Source organism: Nocardioides zeae (genome assembly GCF_030818655.1).
Classification (GTDB): Bacteria; Actinomycetota; Actinomycetes; order Propionibacteriales; family Nocardioidaceae; genus Nocardioides; species Nocardioides zeae_A.
The window spans coordinates 3744119-3760311 of the sequence record NZ_JAUTAN010000001.1; the positions used below are offsets into that span (position 1 = coordinate 3744119).

The window sequence follows — 16193 nt, forward strand, 5'->3', positions numbered from 1 at the left end:
AACGTGCCGCCGCACCGGGCGGGGTTTTCGCGATCAAGGCTTCTTGACCTTCTCGACCGGCTTCAATTCGATGCCGTACTTCGCCGACTTTGCGGTCAGCAGAGAAACGAAGGCTGAGCAGGCGACCGCAAAGTAGAGCGCGTCATCGACATCGAGATCGCGTTCCTCTTGCATGCCATGACGGATGCCGTCACCGTCGCTTGTGTAGTGGTAGAGCTTTTTCCAGCCTTCGCGAAGGTCGGGATGGAGAAGCATGCCGGCACCCTCCAGCTTGCTGAGCGCCGCCCCCATTGTCGTCTTCTGTCCGACGATCGACGAGACCATGGACTCGACTGCGGAGATCGACTCTTTGATGCTGTTCGGAATGTCCGGGTTTGAGCGGTCGGACAGCAGTCCAAGTGCCTTGGAGATATGGGTACGGACGCCAACCAAAGGTGACTCCAGGGCGCGCTCCAGCGCTCCGATGCTCTCCTCGTCTGAGACGGGGACAAACTCGCCGCCGACCCAGCGGTAGGCGGAAAGATGCTCCGAGAGCGACCTGTTCAGAAGGTTGCCCAGGTTTCCAATCTCTCCGGTTCCGAGGGGGGCGTTCCTCAGGACGAACTCCACAAAGTCGTAGACCTCGTTCCACTCGAATGCAAAGAAGGAATCCCGCACTTGCCGTTTGAATGTACTTGCGCTCGCTGGTATCGAGTCACGGGTGCGGTGGAAGAAACCGCACCAGATTCTGGGCGCCATCCGCGTGGCACTCGGCGTCTCGTACCGGAACTCGCCGGACATTGCTGCATCGGCGACATCCCAGAGGCGGTTCCGCAAGGGACGGTCGATCGAGTTCTTCTGGACGACACTTCGTGGTTCAACGAAGCCCATGCGTTCGGAAAACGACGGCACCAACGGCCCCCTTCGATATGTGGAGCACCCTTGGTAGCACGCCGGACCGACAGTTCGGCCCGGATCGCACCTAGTCCCGACAGTCGGCTGCGACGGTGCCAGTGGCCTGTTGACCGCGTTGACATGCGGTCATACCCTGATCTGTAAGACAGCCTGACAGAAGGAAGCATCCTGTGGCCGACCCCGCCGCCGACCTGACCGACACCCCCCTCGACCTGCCCGTCGTCCCCGCGACCCGCACCGAACGCGACCTGCTCGGCGAGCTCGAGGTGCCGGCGGACGCCTACTGGGGCGTGCACACGGCGCGGGCGGTGGCGAACTTCCAGGTCACGGGTACGCCGATCGGTCACCACGCGGCACTCGTCTCGGCCCTCGCGGTGGTCAAGCAGGCGTCGGCGGCCGCCAACCACGAGCTGGGCCTGCTCGACGACGAGCGGTACGAGGCGATCGTCTCGACCTGCCGGGAGATCCGCGGGGGAGCCCTCCACGGCGAGTTCGTCGTCGACATGATCCAGGGTGGCGCCGGCACCTCGACCAACATGAACGCCAACGAGGTCATCGCCAACCGGGCGCTCGAGCTGCTCGGGCACCCGAAGGGCGCCTACTCGCGGCTGCACCCCAACGACCACGTCAACCTCAGCCAGTCGACCAACGACGCCTACCCCACCGCGGTCAACGTCGCCCTGGTGACGGCGCTCGACGAGCTGCTGGCGGCGATGGTGCGGCTCGAGGCGTCGTTCGCGCGGAAGGCGGCGGAGTTCGCGACCGTCGTCAAGGTGGGACGCACGCAGCTGCAGGACGCCGTGCCGATGACGCTCGGCCAGGAGTTCTCCGCGTTCGAGGTGATGATCGGCGAGGACCGCGCGCGGCTCGCCGAGGCAGCCACCCTGCTGCTCGAGATCAACCTCGGCGCGACGGCGATCGGCACGGGGCTCAACGCGCCGCAGGGGTACGCCGCCCTGGCCTGCGCGCACCTCGGCCGGCTGACGGGCCGTCCGTTCGTCACGGCCGCCAACCTCGTCGAGGCGACCCAGGACCCGGGCGCCTTCGTGCACCTCTCCGGCGTGCTCAAGCGCGTCGCGGTGAAGCTGTCGAAGACCTGCAACGACCTGCGGCTCCTGTCGTCCGGCCCGCGCGCCGGCTTCGGTGAGATCACGCTGCCCCCGATGCAGGCCGGGTCGAGCATCATGCCCGGCAAGGTGAACCCGGTGATCCCGGAGATGGTGAGCCAGGTGGCCTACGCGGTCATCGGCCACGACGTGACCGTCACGATGGCCGCGGAGGCGGGCCAGCTGCAGCTCAACGCCTTCGAGCCCGTCATCGTGCACGCGCTGCTGCAGAGCATCACCCAGCTGGCGGCGGCCTGCCGCACGCTCGCCGACCGCTGCGTCGACGGCATCGGCGCCAACGTCGAGGTCATGGCCGCGCGGGTCCGCGACTCGATCGGGCTCGCGACGGCGCTCAACCCGATCATCGGCTACTACGCGGCGACCGAGGTGGCCCAGCAGGCCCTGATGACCGGGCGCACCGTGCCCGACATCGTGCTGGAACGCGGGCTCCTCGACGCCGACGCGCTCGCCGAGGCGCTGCGCCCCGAGCGCCTCGCCGCGATCCCGCAGCACCCGGTCACGCCGGAGGCGTCGACCCGTCCATGAGGGTGCTGAGCACCTGCGCGACCTCGTGCAGGTGCTCGGCCATCCGCTCCCTGGCGCCCGCACCGTCGCCGTCCTCGATCGCCGCGAGGATGCGGCGGTGCTCCGCGTTGGAGGCCTCGCGCCGGTGGGCGACGAGGTTGACGACCTCCGACTGCTGGCTCAGGGCCTCGCGCGCGTCGGCGACGACCTTGCGGAAGAGCAGGTTGCCCGACGCCTCGGCGATGGCCGAGTGGAACCGCGAGTCGAGCTCGGTCCACGCGTGGGGGTCCTCCTCGGCGTCCATCTCCGCGGCGATGGCCACGAGCGCCTCCAGCTGCTCCGGCGTACGCCGCTCCGCCGCCCACCCCGCCGACGGGACCTCGATGAAGGGGCGCGCCTCCATCAGGTCGCGTGCCGAGTAGGAGCCGTAGGTGAGCTCGGGGGCCGGGGAGGTCGCCACGACGTACGTGCCGCTGCCGGTGCGCGTCCGGGTGAGGCCCAGGGCCTGGGTCGAGCGAAGCGCTTCGCGGACGACGGGGCGGCTGACGCCGTAGCGCGTCGCGAGCCCCGCCTCGGCGGGCAGGCGCGTGCCCACGGGCAGCGACCCCGACTCGATCGCGGCGCGGAGGTCGTCGAAGACGGCCTCGGCGGCGTTCTTGCGGTTGATCGCGACAGGGCGGTCGAGCCATCCGTCGGTCATCGCACCTCCCCCTCGCCGCGCAGGTGCAGCAGCCTATCCCGCGTGGCCGGGCCCTACGTCGGCAGTGCGAACGGGACGTAGGGCTCCGCCCGGTAGTCGGTCACCCCACGCTCCTGGAGTCCCTCAAGGACCCGGGAGCTGACCACGAGACTCATGTTGCGCAGCGTGGGATGCGCGGCATGGATCTCGCCGTCCCCACCCGTCGGCTCGACGAGGCCGACGTAGTCCTTCTCGATCGGCCTCATCTTCCGGTCGAACAGGCGGGCGGGGTAGGTCCGGACGTCGCCCGCGACCCCCAGGTCCTCCAGTGCATCGACGAAGCGACGCGACACGACCTTGGTGGCGAGGCCCCCGGCCCACAGCAGGTCGCCGAAGCGCTGACCGCGCGAGCCCTCGACCTGCCTGAACCACACGTCGAACCCGAGCTCCTCGATGTCGCCCCTCTCGATGAGGTCGAGGATGTCCCGGCCGTCGGGGAGCAGGTGGGGCCCGAACCGCGGCTTGCCCTGCCACTCGGGAGCGACCCACAGGTCGCGTGTGGCCCACGGGCCACTGAGCATGTGCTCGGTCATCGGTCCCTCCCTGTCGGAGCCTCGTGGTGGGAGCTTCGCACTGTGCACCTGGGCAGCTCGGACCGCCGGCGACCCGCACCAGCCGCACACTTCCGGGCCCGGCCCGGCGCCCGCCCGCCCCACGACCGACTCAGTCCGCGTCCTCCGCCCCGACCACGAGCCGCTCGGCCCGCGACCGCCGCCCCCGACCGCCCCCGCCCCGCCGCGGCACGATCGCCGTGGCGGCGCCGAGCCCGAAGGGCGGCATGTCGACGTACCGGCTCTCGATGCCGTCGGCCGGCACGACGTACGTCTCGTGGAACACCCCGACGTCCCCCGACGACGCGGTGGCGCGGTCGAAGGCCGCCCACGCCGCGGCGTGCCGGCGGTCGCGGCGACGGGCGTAGCGGCCGAGGTCCTCGGCGCTGCGCCAGTGCTGCACGAGCATCACCACGCGGCCCGACCAGAAGCCGCGGGAGCTGAGCAGGCCGTCCTCGGGGTGCGCCTCCAGCTCGGCCAGGATCTGCGGCATCGCGCGCGTGATCGGCAGCCACGACCGCACCCGGTGGAGCCGGTTGATGCGCATCCCGATGAGGAACAGGACGGTCCCGTCGCCCGGGACGGCGACGTGCCGACCGAGCTGGGGTCCGGCTGGTGCGTCGGTCATCTCGTCTCCGTTCGGGGGTGGCGGGTACCCCGAGCCTGACAGAGAGCCGCGACTTTACATTCCGCTCCCTCTTGTCAAGCGCTTTACATCTCCCTATGGTTTGTCAAACGCCCGACGTGAGCGGGGCCACACGACAGCAAGGGAGCCGGCGGATGGCAGACGTGGAGAGGGTGGCGGGCACCGTTCCCGCCGGCTCGACGGAGCAGTGGAAGGACCGCAAGCGCTACCTGTGGCTGATCGGCCTGGTCGTGCCCTCGCTGGCGTTCGTCGCCATCGGCATGTGGGCGCTGACCGGCTGGGGCGTCTGGCTCTGGCTCGGCCCCGTCGTCATCCTCGGCATCGTCCCGGCGATCGACCTGATGACCGGGCTCGACCGCTCCAACCCGCCGGACGACGTCATCGAGCAGCTGGAGCAGGACCGCTACTACCGCTGGATCACCTACCTCTTCCTGCCCATCCAGTACGCCGGGTTCGTCGCCGCGATGTGGATGATTGCGGGCGGCGAGGTGTTCGGCCAGACCCTCGCGACCTGGGAGAAGGTCGGCATCGCGATCTCGATCGGGTGCATCGGCGGCATCGGCATCAACACCGCGCACGAGCTGGGCCACAAGAAGGAGGCCAACGAGCGCTGGCTCTCGAAGGTCGCGCTCGCGCAGAGCTTCTACGGCCACTTCTACATCGAGCACAACCGCGGCCACCACGTGCGGGTGGCGACGCCGGAGGACCCGGCCAGCTCGCGCTTCGGGGAGACGTTCTACCGCTTCTGGCCGCGCACCGTCCTCGGCTCGCTGCGCAGCGCCTGGGAGCTGGAGGCGAAGCGCTACCGCCGCAAGGGCACGCACCCGTTCCACCCCGGCAACGACGTGCTCAACGCATGGGTCATGTCGGCCGTGCTCTGGATCGGCCTCGTGGCGTGGCTGGGGGTGGGGATCCTGCCGTACCTCGTCGTCCAGGCCGTCGTGGGCTTCTCGCTGCTGGAGGTCGTCAACTACCTGGAGCACTACGGGATGCTCCGCCAGAAGGTCGGCCGCGCCGGCAAGGAGCGCTACGAGCGCGTGCTGCCGCAGCACTCCTGGAACTCCAACAACATCGCGACCAACGTGCTGCTCTACCACCTGCAGCGCCACAGCGACCACCACGCGAACCCGACGCGGCGCTACCAGACCCTGCGGGACTTCGAGGAGTCCCCGGTGCTGCCGACCGGGTACGCCGGCATGATCGTGCTCGCCGCCGTGCCGCCCCTGTGGCGTCGGGTCATGGACGAGCGGGTGCTGCGCCACGTCGAGGGCGACCTCGACCGGATCAACGTCCAGCCCGGCAAGCGTGCCTGGGTGGAGAAGAAGTACGGTGCGCGGGCCGCCGCCCTCCGCGCCGCGGCGCACGACCGGCTCGCCGCCGAGGCCGCGCTCGAGGACGCGTCGCGCGTGGAGATCGAGGGCCTCGACGAGGTGCTCGCCGCGCAGTGTCCCGGGTGCGCCTACGTCTACACGGTCGCCGCGGGCGAGGAGCGCGAGGGCTTCGCGGCCGGCACGGCCTGGGCGGACGTGCCCGATGACTGGACCTGCCCCGACTGCGGGGTGCGCGACAAGGTCGACTTCGTGCCGGTGGACCCGGACACGGTCGGCTCGGCGACCACCGAGAACAGGAGCGTGGCATGAGGATCGGGGCGGACCTGGGCAAGTGCGAGGGCCTCGGCATGTGCGAGGCCATGGCGCCCGACTTCTTCGAGGTCGGCGAGGACGGGGTGGTCGAGGTGCTCGACGCCGAGCCCGGCGAGGAGCACCGCACCGACCTGACCGCCGCGGTCGACGCGTGCCCCGTGCTCGCGCTCACGCTGCAGGGGTGAGGATGGCCGCATGAGTGTGCAGCGGCTGGTCGTGGTGGGAGCGTCGCTCGCGGGGCTGCGGGCCGTGGAGGCCGCGCGGCGCGCCGGGTACGACGGGGAGCTGGTGCTCGTCGGCGACGAGGTGCACGCGCCGTACGACCGCCCCCCGCTGTCCAAGGCCTTCCTCGACCTCGACGGCCAGCGCGGCGCCGGCCAGGTGATGGAGCTGAGCACCGTGGAGGCGCTGCGGGACGAGCTGCGGGTCGACCTCCGCCTCGGGGTGCGGGCCACGGGTCTCGACACCGCGGCGCGCGAGGTGCTCCTCGGTGAGGAGCGGCTGCCCTACGACGCGCTCGTGATCGCCACCGGGTCGGTGCCACGGTGGCTGCCGGGCACCGACCCCGACGGACCCGACGGTCCGCTCGAGGGCGTCACCCAGCTCCGTACCGTCGACGACGCCCGGCGCGTGCGGGAGGCGCTCGAGGCGGGCGCGCGGCTCGTGGTCGTCGGGGCCGGGTTCATCGGCTCCGAGGTCGCCTCCGCGGCTCGCAAGCGGGGCCTGCCCGTCACCGTCGTCGAGGCCCTCGACGTGCCGCTGACGCGGTCCGTCGGCGCCGAGGTCGGCGTCGCGTGCGTCGGTCTGCACCGGGCCGCGGGCACCGACCTCCGGTTGGGCGTGGGCGTGGCCGGGCTGGAGGAGGACGCGCCGGACGGACCGGACGGACGGCGGCGGGTGCGCGCCGTACGGCTCACCGACGGCACCACGCTGCCCGCCGACCTCGTCGTGCTCGGCATCGGCGTACGCCCGGCGACGGCGTGGCTGGAGGGCAGCGGCGTCGCCCTGCACGAGGGCGACCGCGGGGTGCTCGTCGACGCGACGATGGCGACGAACGTGCCGGGCGTGTGGGCGGCGGGCGACGTCGCCCACGTCGAGAACCCGCTCTTCGACGGCGAGCAGCACCGCCTCGAGCACTGGACGAACGCCGCCGACCACGGTGCCGCGGCGGCGCGGCACGCCCTCGACCCGGCGGCGGCGGAGCCGGTGGTGACGGTGCCGTACTTCTGGTCGGACTGGTACGGCCACCGCCTCCAGTTCGTCGGCACGCCGCGCGCGGAGGAGGCGCGCGTCGTCGTCGACGAGCTCGCGACGGGCGGGGGGCTCGTGGTCCTCTACCGGCGGGAGGACCGCGTGGTCGGCGCCTTCGTCGTGGACCTGCCCCGCGTCGTCATGAAGCTGAGGCGGCGGGTGCTCGACCGCGGTCCGTGGGAGGAGGCGGTGGCGTTCGCGACGGGTGCGGGGGCGCCGGCGCCGCGCTGAGTCCGTAGACGCCCAGCTCGGCGAGGCGCTCCGCCACGGCGGGCTCGATCACCCGCTGGTAGGCCTGCGTCATGTGCACGAGGTCGTTCTTCACCGGCGTCGTGCCGACGAACGCGGGGCAGCGGTCGTCGGCGCAGAACCAGTCGCGGCTGTCGACGTAGGTCGCGCCGAGGTCGGCGGCGAGCGCGACCTCGGCGTCGGCCATCGCCTCCCACGACGCCGTGACCCGGCCCTCGCAGTCGGCGGGGGACGCCACGCGGCTCCAGCAGTCGGCGATGTCCACGTCGGACGGCGGCGGTGCCAGGAAGGCCAGGTGGCCGACCGCGGAGCGCAGCGGCGCGACCTCGGTCTCCGTGCTCGTGCGCCACTCCTCGGGCGTCATCGGCACGCGCTTGCCGATGACGGGCCGGGGGACGTACATGTTCGCCACCACGAGCAGGTCGGGCTCGAGCTCGCGGATCGCGTCGGCCGCCAGCTCCTTGCGGTGCTCGCAGCCGGCCACGACGTCGGCGTCGGGGTGGGCGCGCACCTTGTCGGTGAAGGCGCACCCGAAGGCGCCGAGGGCGGTCAGGCTCCAGTCGTCCGGCAACGTGTCGCGGAGCGTCACGACGTAGGACAGCGAGATCGAGTCGCCGACGACGACGGCACGGCGGGTGGCGTCCTCGTGGCCCCAGGTGCAGCCCGCCACGTCGACGTGCTCGACCTGGCCGCACCGGTCCACGTCCTCCGGCACGTCCTCCTGCGCGATCGCCTCGTCGACGCCGGGTGACAGGTCGTCGGGCCAGTCGTCCGTGGCCAGCGCGACCCGGACGGCGGTCTGGAGGTCGGCGACCGCGGGGGAGTACGACGCGGCCGTCAGCGCCCGGATCTCCGCGACCTCCGCGGCGTCCGGCGTCGTGCCGCTGCTGCCCGGTTGCAGCGCCACCACGGTGGCCGTCGCGGCGACGAGCACCGTCGTCACGGCACCGGCGAGGCCGTAGCGGCTCCGAGAGCGGGACCGGGGGCGCGGACGCGACCAGCGCGCGTGGCGGAGGGGGTCCTCGACGAGGTGGTACGTCGCGGCGGCGAGCACGAGGGACAGGAGCGCCAGGCCGGCGAGCGCGCCCGCGCCGTCCCCGACGAGCGGCACGCCCAGGACGATCACGGGCAGGTGCCACAGGTACAGCGCGTAGGACAGGTCCCCGACGCACCGGCTCAGCGGGTTCGTCAGCGGCCACAGCCACCGCTGCTGGTGGTCGGGGTCCCCGTGGGTGCCTGCCGCGAGCACGAGCAGGGTGCCGAGGACGGGCAGGAGCGCGCCGGGCGCGGGGAACGCAGTGGTCGGTGCGACCCAGCCGACCGACACCACGATGCAGGCCAGGCCGGCCCAGGACAGCAGCGGGCGCAGCCCGTCGGGGAGGCGGGAGCACGCACCGGCGCCGACGGCCAGCAGCGCCCCCGCGGCGAGCTCCCACGCCCGGGCGGCGGTGGAGAAGTACGCCGCGGTGGGCGCCGTCGCCGTCACGTGGAGGGCCCACGCGAGGGACGCGGCCGCGAGGACCGCCACGGTGGCGCCCAGGGCCAGGCGGGCGCGGGCCGGCGACGTACGCCGCGCCGCGAGCCCCAGCACCACCGCCAGGAGCGCCGGCCACACGACGTAGAACTGCTCCTCGACCGCGAGCGACCAGAAGTGCTGCAGCGGCGAGACCGGGCCGTCGGCGCGGAAGTAGTCCACCGCCTCGGCGGCCGCGTGCCAGTTGCCGGCGAACACCAGCGCCCAGGCGGCGTCGACCGCCGTGTCGCGGGCCCGGGCGGCGCCGAGCACGAGGCCGGTCGCGGCCACCGTCACCGCCAGCACGAGCACCGCGGCGGGCAGCAGGCGCCGGACGCGGCGACCGTAGAAGGACCGGAACGAGATCGTCCCCGTGCGCTCGTGCTCGCGCAGCAGCAGGCCGGTGATGAGGAAGCCCGAGACGACGAAGAACACGTCGACCCCGACGAACCCGCCCGCCGGGCGGCCCGCCAGGTGGTGGGCGACGACGACGAGCACCGCGAGGGCGCGGAGGCCCTGGATGTCGTTCCGTCCTGCTGGCACGGGGTAGTTGCTACCAGGCGCGGGGCTCCGGCGTCCGGGCTATCACTAGGATCGACCCATGGCTGCGCAGCAGATCGGGGAGGCCGCCGCGCCGGGGGAGCCGCTCACCCTGCGCGACCGGATCCTCGACGCCGCGACCCTGCTGACCGGCCGCGACGGCTGGGGCAAGGTCACGATGGCGCGGCTCGCGGCCGAGGTGGGGGTGAGCCGCCAGACGGTCTACAACGAGGTGGGCGGGAAGCCCGACCTGGCCGAGGCGATGGTGCTCAACGAGCTCGCCCGCTTCCTCGCCGAGGTCGACCGGGCCTTCGACGCCCACCCCGCGGACATCCTCGACGCGCTGCGGACGGCCTGCCGGGGCATCCTCGAGCTGGCGCAGGACAACGAGCTGCTGCACGCGGTCGTGTCCGCCACCCACGGCGCCGAGACGGAGCTCCTGCCGCTGCTGACCACCCACGCTCAGTCGCTGCTGGCGACGGCGAGCACGGTGCTCCTCGACCGGATCACGACCTACGACATCGACCTGCCCCCGGCCCAGCTCGCGGCCAGCGTGGACGTCATCGTGCGCACGGTGCTCAGCCACGTCATGCAGCCCGGCGGCCCTCCGGAGGAGACCGCCGAGACGCTCGTCTGGATCGCCGGGCGCGTGCTGGGGCGGGCATGACGGTGCTCGTCACCGGGTTCGAGCCCTTCGCCGGTGACCCCGACAACCCCTCGGGCGACGTGCTCCCGCTCCTGGCCGACGCCTGGACCGGCCCGGAGCCGCTGGTGACCGCCGTGCTGCCCGTGGAGTTCGGCACCGCCGGCGACCGGCTCGCGGCCCTCGTCGCCGAGCACCGGCCGTCGCTCGTGGCCGCGCTCGGCCTCGCCGGCGGACGCTCCGGCGTGACGCCCGAGCGGGTCGCGGTCAACCTCGACGATGCCCGCATCCCGGACAACGCCGGCGCCCGGCCGTGCGACGTCCCGGTCGTGGCGGGCGCGCCCGCGGCGTACTTCTCCACCCTGCCGGTCAAGGCCGCCACCGCGGCGCTGCGCAGGGCGGGCGTGCCCGCCGACCTGTCGCACACGGCGGGCAGCTTCGTCTGCAACCACGTCTTCTTCCGGCTGCAGCACCTGCTCGCGGGCAGCGGGGTGCCCTCGGGGTTCGTGCACGTGCCGACGACCGCCGAGGTGGCGCTGCCCGACCTGGCGCGCGGGCTGGCCGCCATGCTCCGCGCCCTCCTCGACCACGACGGCCCCGACCTGGCGACCGTCGGCGGGATCGTCGACTGACCTGCGTCGAGTTGGGATGTACGGCGCGGCAGGTGCGTCGAGTTGGGTCGTACGGCGCGGCAGGTGCGTCGAGTTGGGTCGTACGGCGCCGTAAGTCCCACCTCGACGCCTACGCCGCGGCGTAAGTCCCACCTCGACGCCTACGCCGCGGCGTAAGTCCCACCTCGACGCCTACGCCGCGGCGTACGACCAAACTCGACGCGGACGCCGCGGCGTACAACCCAACTCGGCGAGACCCCGGGCGCCTCACACCGCATCGCGCCACGCCTTCTCGCGCAGCAGGCGGAGGCCGTTGAGGGCGACGACGATCGTCGACCCCTCGTGGCCCGCGACGCCGAGCGGCAGGGGCAGCGTGGCGACGAGGTCCCACGTCACGAGCACCACGATGACGGTGGCGGCGAAGGCCAGGTTGGCCCGCACGACCCGCTCGGCCCGGCGGCCGAGCGCGACCGCCCGGGGGAGCGCGGTCAGGTCGTCGCGCACGAGCACGACGTCGGACGTCTGGGTGGCGAGGTCCGAGCCGCTGCGCCCCATCGCGACCCCCACGTGGGCGGTCGCCATCGCCGGCGCGTCGTTGATGCCGTCGCCGACCAGCGCGACGCGGTGGCCGGCATCCTGGAGGTCCCGGACGGCGGCCGCCTTCTCCTCGGGCAGCAGGCCCGCCCGCACCTCGGCGATGCCCGTGCGGTCGGCGAGCGCGGCCGCCGCCGCGCGGTTGTCGCCGGTGAGGAGCACCGGCTCGCCGCCGGTCAGCGCGCCGAGCGCGGCGACGGTCGCCGGGGCCTCGGGCCGGACCCGGTCCGCCAGCGCGACCACCCCGTGCGGCCGGCCGTCGACCACCACGACCACCGCGGTGCGCCCGGCCTCCTCGTGCGCGGCGACGGCCTCGGTGGCGGCGACCTCGAGACCGCGGGGCGCGACGACCTCGACGACGCGGCCGCCGACCGTGGCCCGGACCCCCCGCCCGGGGGTGGCGAGGAAGTCGGTGGCGGGGGGTACGGCGAGGGCTCGCTCCGCGGCGTACCGCACCACCGCGCGACCCACCGGGTGCTCGCTCCCGCGCTCGGCGGCCGCGGCGAGCGCGACGAGGTCGTCCTCCGCGACGGTCCGGCACAGCCGGGTCACGGCGACGACCTCCGGTAAGCCGAGGGTGAGCGTCCCCGTCTTGTCGAAGGCCACGCGGTCGACCTGCGCGAGGCGCTCGAGCGCGACGGCCGACTTGAGGAGGACGCCGTGGCGACCGGCGTTGGCCATGACGGCGAGCAGCGGCGGCATGGTGGCCAGGACGATCGCGCACGGCGAGGCCACGATCATGAACGTCATCGCGCGCAGGAGGGTGGGCTCGAAGGCCGCGCCGAGGGCGAGCGGCACGCCGAGGAGCAGCAGCGTCGCGACGACCACCACGGCCGCGTAGCGCTGCTCGACCCGCTCGATGAACAGCTGCGTGCGGGCCTTGGTCTCCGACGCCTCCTCGACCATCGCGACGATGCGGGCCACCACCGACTCGGCGGCCGCCCGGTCGACCCGGACGGTCAGCACGCCGGCGCCGTTGACGGTGCCCGCGAAGACCGGGGTGCCGACCGTCGCGGGGACGGGGAGCGGCTCTCCGGTGATGGACGCCTGGTCGACGTCGGAGGCGCCGTCGACGACCGTCCCGTCCGCGCCGATCCGGTCGCCGGGGCGCACGCGCACGAGGTCCCCGGGCACGAGGTCGGCGGTGTCGACGACCTCCTCCGCCCCGTCGGTGGCGAGCCGGGTCGCGCGTTCGGGGGCGAGGTCGAGGAGGGCGCGGACGGAGTCCTGGGTACGGCGCGTGGCGATCGCCTCGAGGGCCCCGGAGGTGGCGAAGATGACGATGAGCAGCGCGCCGTCGAAGACCTGGCCGATCGACGCGGCGGCGATCGCGGCGACGACCATGAGCACGTCGACGTCGAGGGTGCGCTCGCGCAGCGCCTGCAGGCCGGCGAGGGCCGGCTCCCACCCGCCGGCGAGGTAGCACGCGAGGTAGAGGGTCCAGGCGAGCCACAGGGGTCCGTCGAGGAGGTCGACGAGGCCGCCGACGGCGAAGAGCGCCGTGGCGGCCGTCGCCCACCGGGCCTCGGCCACTCGCCAGATGGTCCGGCTGAGGGGTGCGGGCCGGGGGAGGGGTCGGGCGGCGGCCGTCGTGGTGTGCGGGAGGGTCGTGCTGCTCATGCCTGGATTGTTACATGAACACATCTGCATATTTGGCAACGCTATGCTCCGCGGGTGGGCCATGGAATCGACGACCGCCCGTCGCGCGCGCGGCTCGACCCCGCGACGGCGAAGTCGGTCGCGGCGACCCTCCAGGCGCTCGCCACCCCGAGCCGGCTCCTCATCCTCGCCAACCTGCAGGAGGGGCCGATGACCGTCGGCGACCTCGTCGCCGCCGTCGGGATGGAGCAGCCCGCGGTCTCCCACCAGCTGCGCCTGCTGCGCACGATGGGGCTGGTCGAGTCCGAGCGCCGCGGGCGCCACATGATCTACACGCTCTTCGACAACCACCTGTCGGAGCTCATCGACCAGGCGATCTACCACGCCGAGCACCTGGGTGCCGCGCCGCGACCGCGCGAGGGCGACGACCCGGCCTGACCCCGCGCCGAGTTGTCACGTACGCCGCGGTTGCGGCCGGTGCGACGCGGCGTACGCGACAACTCGGCGCCAACGCCGTGCCGTACGACCAAACTCGACGCGCACGCCGCGCCGTACGACCAAACTCGACGCGCACGCCGCGCCGTACGACCAAACTCGACGCGCACGCCGCGCCGTACGACCAAACTCGACGCGCACGCCGCGCCGTACGACCAAACTCGACGCGCACGCCGCGCCGTACGACCCAACTCGACGCGCACGCCGCGCCGTACGACCAAACTCGACGCGCACGCCGCGCCGTACGACCCAGCTCGACGCAGCCCAGCCCGGGACCGCGTGTGACGTGCGCTACTGGGCGGTACGCTTCCCCGTCGGAGGGGAGGGCTCGATGCAGAGGACGCGACGCGCCGCGGCTGCGGCCGCGATGACGGTCGCCGTCGTGCTCGCCGGCTGCACGGCCGAGCCCGTCGAGGACGAGGTCGAGGGTGCCGCGGCGGACACGACGACGGAACCCGCCGCACCCCCGCAGGGTGGCACCGCCGCCGACCCGCGCATCGAGCAGATGGCCGAGCACGCGACGGACGCCCCCGGCGAGCTGACGGAGCCGCTGCTGGGCGCCGACATGCTGGTCTCCTCCACCGAGGAGCTCGACGACGACACGATCGCGGCCATCCGCGACCTGCCCGGCGTCGAGGTCGCCGAGCCGATCGGCCTGGCCCAGATCCCGGTCCAGGACCAGGTGCTCACCGTCGCGGCGGTCGATCCCGCGACGTACCGGCGCTTCACCCCCGCCGAGAGCGCCCAGCTGCTCGACGTCTGGACCCGCGTCGCGGCCGGCGAGATCGCCGTGCCGACCGACGTCGGCGAGACGCTGCGCGACGCGGACGGCTACCTCCGCCTCGGCAACGAGGAGGGCGCGCCCGACCTCCACGTCGGTGCGCTGGCCCCGCAGGTCACCCGGGTGCAGGGCGTCGTCAACAAGAGCTGGGGCGAGTCCCTCGGCATCCCGGGCGACAACGCCCTCCTCATCGCCACCGGCTCCGCCTCCCCGCAGGAGGTGCGTCCGGCGCTGCAGGAGCTCGCCGGCGACGGCGCCTCGGTGCAGGTGCTCGGCCCGGACCTCGACATCTCCGTGCAGCAGACGGCCGTGCTGACGGGCGGCTCGGTGGCCGCGGCGGTCGGCACGTTCAACTACCAGGTGCTCTCCGGCGGCCGCATCGCGCCCGACCCGGCGTGGGTCGAGGAGAACATCCGCACCCAGCAGGTGCCGATCCTCGGCACCGTGACCTGCCACAAGGTGATGCTCCCGCAGCTCGAGGCGGCGCTCCGCGAGATCGTGGAGCGGGGACTGGCGGACAAGATCCACCCGGGCGAGTACGGCGGGTGCTACTACCCCCGCTTCATCGCCAACACGACGCAGCCCTCGCTGCACTCGTTCGGCATCGCGCTCGACCTCAACGTGCCCGGCAACGGCCGCGGCACGGTCGGCGAGATCGACCGGTCCGTGGTGCAGATCTTCAAGAAGTGGGGCTTCACCTGGGGTGGCGACTGGGGCTGGACCGACCCCATGCACTTCGAGATGTCGCAGCTCGTCGAGGCGCGCTGACGCCCCTCTCCCCGTCCCGAGCGCTCGCTCGGTAGCGTGCCCCCATGCGCGCTGCCACCGTGACCTCGTTGACCGGACCCGCCGACGTGCGGGTCGGTGACCTGCCCGACCCCCAGCCCGGTGCGGACGACGTGCTCATCGCCGTCCACGCCGCGGGCATCTCGTTCCCCGACCTGCTGCTGAGCCGGGGGCAGTACCAGGTGCGGCCCGAGCTGCCCTTCGCCCTCGGCACCGACGTCGCCGGCACCGTGGTCAGCGCCCCCGAGGGCTCCGGCCTCGCGGTGGGCCAGCGCGTCGTCGCGGCCCTCGGCTCCGGGTCGGCGGCCGAGCTCGTCGCCGCCCCCGCGCCGATGGTGCTGCCCCTGCCCGACGAGGTGGGGTACGACGCGGGCGCCGCCCTCGTCATGAACTACCTGACCGCCCACTTCGCACTGCTGCGCCGCGGTGGCATGCAGCCCGGCGAGACCGTGCTCGTGCACGGCGCGTCGGGCGGCGTCGGCACGGCGAGCATCCAGGTCGCGAAGGCCTGGGGTGCGCGTCCGATCGCGGTCGTCTCGACGGAGGCGAAGGCGGAGGTCGCCCGCGCGGCGGGCGCCGAGGACGTCGTCATGCTGGACGGCTTCAAGGACGCCGCGAAGGAGCTGACGGGCGGTCGCGGGGTCGACCTCGTCGTCGACGTCGTGGGCGGCGACGTCTTCCTCGACTCCGTGCGCTCGCTGTCCCCGGAGGGCCGCCTGCTCGTCGTCGGCTTCGCGGCCGGCCAGGGCATCCCGGAGATCAAGGTGAACCGCCTGCTGCTCACCAACACCGACGTGCGCGGCGTCGGGTGGGGCGAGCACATCCGCCGCAACCCCGGCTACCTCGCCGAGCAGTGGGCCGAGCTGCTGCCCCACCTGCGCAGCGGCGTGATCGACCCGCCGATCGGCGCGACCTACCCGCTCGAGGAGACCGCCCAGGCGCTCCGCGACCTCGACGAGCGGCGCGCGACCGGCAAGCTCGTCGTGCACGTCCGCTGACGGGACCTGCCCCACGACCCGCCCGGGTC

At 73.2% G+C, this 16193-nt stretch carries 15 protein-coding genes; 9 read left to right on the forward strand and 6 right to left on the reverse strand.

The window, feature by feature from the left end; translation table 11 throughout:
* Positions 1-33: 33 nt before the first annotated feature.
* Positions 34-891, reverse strand: a complete 858-nt coding sequence (locus QE405_RS17755; protein ID WP_307203178.1) for an AbiJ-NTD4 domain-containing protein — start codon at positions 889-891, stop codon at positions 34-36.
* A 173-nt stretch (positions 892-1064) separates the two neighbouring features.
* On the opposite strand from QE405_RS17755, the gene QE405_RS17760 reads away from it, so the two are divergent.
* Positions 1065-2546 (forward strand): aspartate ammonia-lyase, encoded by a 1482-nt coding sequence (locus tag QE405_RS17760; RefSeq protein WP_307203179.1) that lies wholly within the window; start codon positions 1065-1067, stop codon positions 2544-2546.
* On the opposite strand, the gene QE405_RS17765 is transcribed toward QE405_RS17760, so the two are convergent.
* From QE405_RS17765 to QE405_RS17775, 3 genes are all read right to left on the reverse strand, one after another.
* On the reverse strand, positions 2518-3225 hold the full coding sequence (locus tag QE405_RS17765; RefSeq protein WP_307203182.1) for a FadR/GntR family transcriptional regulator: 708 nt from the start codon (positions 3223-3225) through the stop codon (positions 2518-2520). The two genes, QE405_RS17760 and QE405_RS17765, sit on opposite strands and share 29 nt — an antisense overlap.
* A 53-nt stretch (positions 3226-3278) precedes the next feature.
* Positions 3279-3797, reverse strand: a complete 519-nt coding sequence (locus QE405_RS17770) for a hypothetical protein (protein WP_307203184.1) — start codon at positions 3795-3797, stop codon at positions 3279-3281.
* A gap of 130 nt (positions 3798-3927) precedes the next feature.
* Positions 3928-4443 carry a DUF4188 domain-containing protein gene (locus tag QE405_RS17775; RefSeq protein ID WP_307203186.1) on the reverse strand — a complete coding sequence of 172 codons (516 nt, stop codon included), beginning with the start codon at positions 4441-4443 and terminating at the stop codon, positions 3928-3930.
* Positions 4444-4595: 152 nt separating this feature from the next.
* Here QE405_RS17775 and QE405_RS17780 point away from each other — a divergent pair, with 152 nt between their 5' ends.
* Genes QE405_RS17780 through QE405_RS17790 form a run of 3 tightly spaced genes read left to right on the forward strand, consistent with a single transcriptional unit; the run spans position 4596 to position 7586 of the window.
* Entirely contained in the window at positions 4596-6101 is a 1506-nt protein-coding gene (locus QE405_RS17780) for a fatty acid desaturase (RefSeq protein ID WP_307203188.1), read from the forward strand.
* The gene (locus tag QE405_RS17785) at positions 6098-6289 is read left to right on the forward strand and encodes a ferredoxin (RefSeq protein WP_307203190.1); all 192 of its coding nucleotides are present in this window, start codon (positions 6098-6100) and stop codon (positions 6287-6289) included. Before QE405_RS17780 ends, QE405_RS17785 begins: the two co-directional genes overlap by 4 nt.
* Positions 6290-6299: 10 nt before the next feature.
* Positions 6300-7586 (forward strand): NAD(P)/FAD-dependent oxidoreductase, encoded by a 1287-nt coding sequence (locus tag QE405_RS17790; RefSeq protein WP_307203191.1) that lies wholly within the window; start codon positions 6300-6302, stop codon positions 7584-7586.
* Here QE405_RS17790 and QE405_RS17795 read toward each other — a convergent pair.
* Complete coding sequence (locus QE405_RS17795; RefSeq protein ID WP_307203193.1) at positions 7495-9660, reverse strand: acyltransferase family protein; 2166 nt, start codon at positions 9658-9660, stop codon at positions 7495-7497. The two genes, QE405_RS17790 and QE405_RS17795, sit on opposite strands and share 92 nt — an antisense overlap.
* A gap of 58 nt (positions 9661-9718) precedes the next feature.
* Between QE405_RS17795 and QE405_RS17800 the strand changes: the two genes are divergently transcribed.
* Complete coding sequence (locus QE405_RS17800; protein WP_307203195.1) at positions 9719-10324, forward strand: TetR/AcrR family transcriptional regulator; 606 nt, start codon at positions 9719-9721, stop codon at positions 10322-10324.
* Positions 10321-10932, forward strand: a complete 612-nt coding sequence (locus QE405_RS17805) for a pyroglutamyl-peptidase I family protein (RefSeq protein WP_307203197.1) — start codon at positions 10321-10323, stop codon at positions 10930-10932. The genes QE405_RS17800 and QE405_RS17805 overlap by 4 nt, the downstream gene beginning before the upstream one ends.
* Before the next feature lie 246 nt (positions 10933-11178).
* Here QE405_RS17805 and QE405_RS17810 read toward each other — a convergent pair whose 3' ends face one another.
* A complete protein-coding gene (locus QE405_RS17810) occupies positions 11179-13125 on the reverse strand; it encodes a heavy metal translocating P-type ATPase (RefSeq protein WP_307203199.1) in 1947 nt (648 codons plus the stop codon).
* A gap of 54 nt (positions 13126-13179) precedes the next feature.
* On the opposite strand from QE405_RS17810, the gene QE405_RS17815 reads away from it, so the two are divergent.
* The 3 genes from QE405_RS17815 to QE405_RS17825 all read left to right on the forward strand — a co-directional run bounded on the left by QE405_RS17815 (position 13180) and on the right by QE405_RS17825 (position 16164).
* Positions 13180-13542 carry an ArsR/SmtB family transcription factor gene (locus QE405_RS17815; protein WP_307203200.1) on the forward strand — a complete coding sequence of 121 codons (363 nt, stop codon included), beginning with the start codon at positions 13180-13182 and terminating at the stop codon, positions 13540-13542.
* A 388-nt stretch (positions 13543-13930) separates the two neighbouring features.
* Complete coding sequence (locus tag QE405_RS17820) at positions 13931-15148, forward strand: M15 family metallopeptidase (protein WP_307203202.1); 1218 nt, start codon at positions 13931-13933, stop codon at positions 15146-15148.
* Positions 15149-15192: 44 nt separating this feature from the next.
* Entirely contained in the window at positions 15193-16164 is a 972-nt protein-coding gene (locus QE405_RS17825) for an NADPH:quinone oxidoreductase family protein (protein ID WP_307203204.1), read from the forward strand.
* The last annotated feature ends 29 nt before the right edge of the window (positions 16165-16193 follow it).

What these genes read in the sequence shown, in the direction of transcription:
- QE405_RS17765 (WP_307203182.1), bottom strand. Translation starts at nt 3,225, where the DNA reads ATGACCGACGGATGGCTCGACCGCCCTGTCGCGATCAACCGCAAGAAC.
- QE405_RS17770 (WP_307203184.1), bottom strand. Translation starts at nt 3,797, where the DNA reads ATGACCGAGCACATGCTCAGTGGCCCGTGGGCCACACGCGACCTGTGG.
- QE405_RS17775 (WP_307203186.1), bottom strand. Translation starts at nt 4,443, where the DNA reads ATGACCGACGCACCAGCCGGACCCCAGCTCGGTCGGCACGTCGCCGTC.
- QE405_RS17780 (WP_307203188.1), top strand. Translation starts at nt 4,596, where the DNA reads ATGGCAGACGTGGAGAGGGTGGCGGGCACCGTTCCCGCCGGCTCGACG.
- QE405_RS17785 (WP_307203190.1), top strand. Translation starts at nt 6,098, where the DNA reads ATGAGGATCGGGGCGGACCTGGGCAAGTGCGAGGGCCTCGGCATGTGC.
- QE405_RS17790 (WP_307203191.1), top strand. Translation starts at nt 6,300, where the DNA reads ATGAGTGTGCAGCGGCTGGTCGTGGTGGGAGCGTCGCTCGCGGGGCTG.
- QE405_RS17800 (WP_307203195.1), top strand. Translation starts at nt 9,719, where the DNA reads ATGGCTGCGCAGCAGATCGGGGAGGCCGCCGCGCCGGGGGAGCCGCTC.
- QE405_RS17805 (WP_307203197.1), top strand. Translation starts at nt 10,321, where the DNA reads ATGACGGTGCTCGTCACCGGGTTCGAGCCCTTCGCCGGTGACCCCGAC.
- QE405_RS17810 (WP_307203199.1), bottom strand. Translation starts at nt 13,125, where the DNA reads ATGAGCAGCACGACCCTCCCGCACACCACGACGGCCGCCGCCCGACCC.
- QE405_RS17820 (WP_307203202.1), top strand. Translation starts at nt 13,931, where the DNA reads ATGCAGAGGACGCGACGCGCCGCGGCTGCGGCCGCGATGACGGTCGCC.
- QE405_RS17825 (WP_307203204.1), top strand. Translation starts at nt 15,193, where the DNA reads ATGCGCGCTGCCACCGTGACCTCGTTGACCGGACCCGCCGACGTGCGG.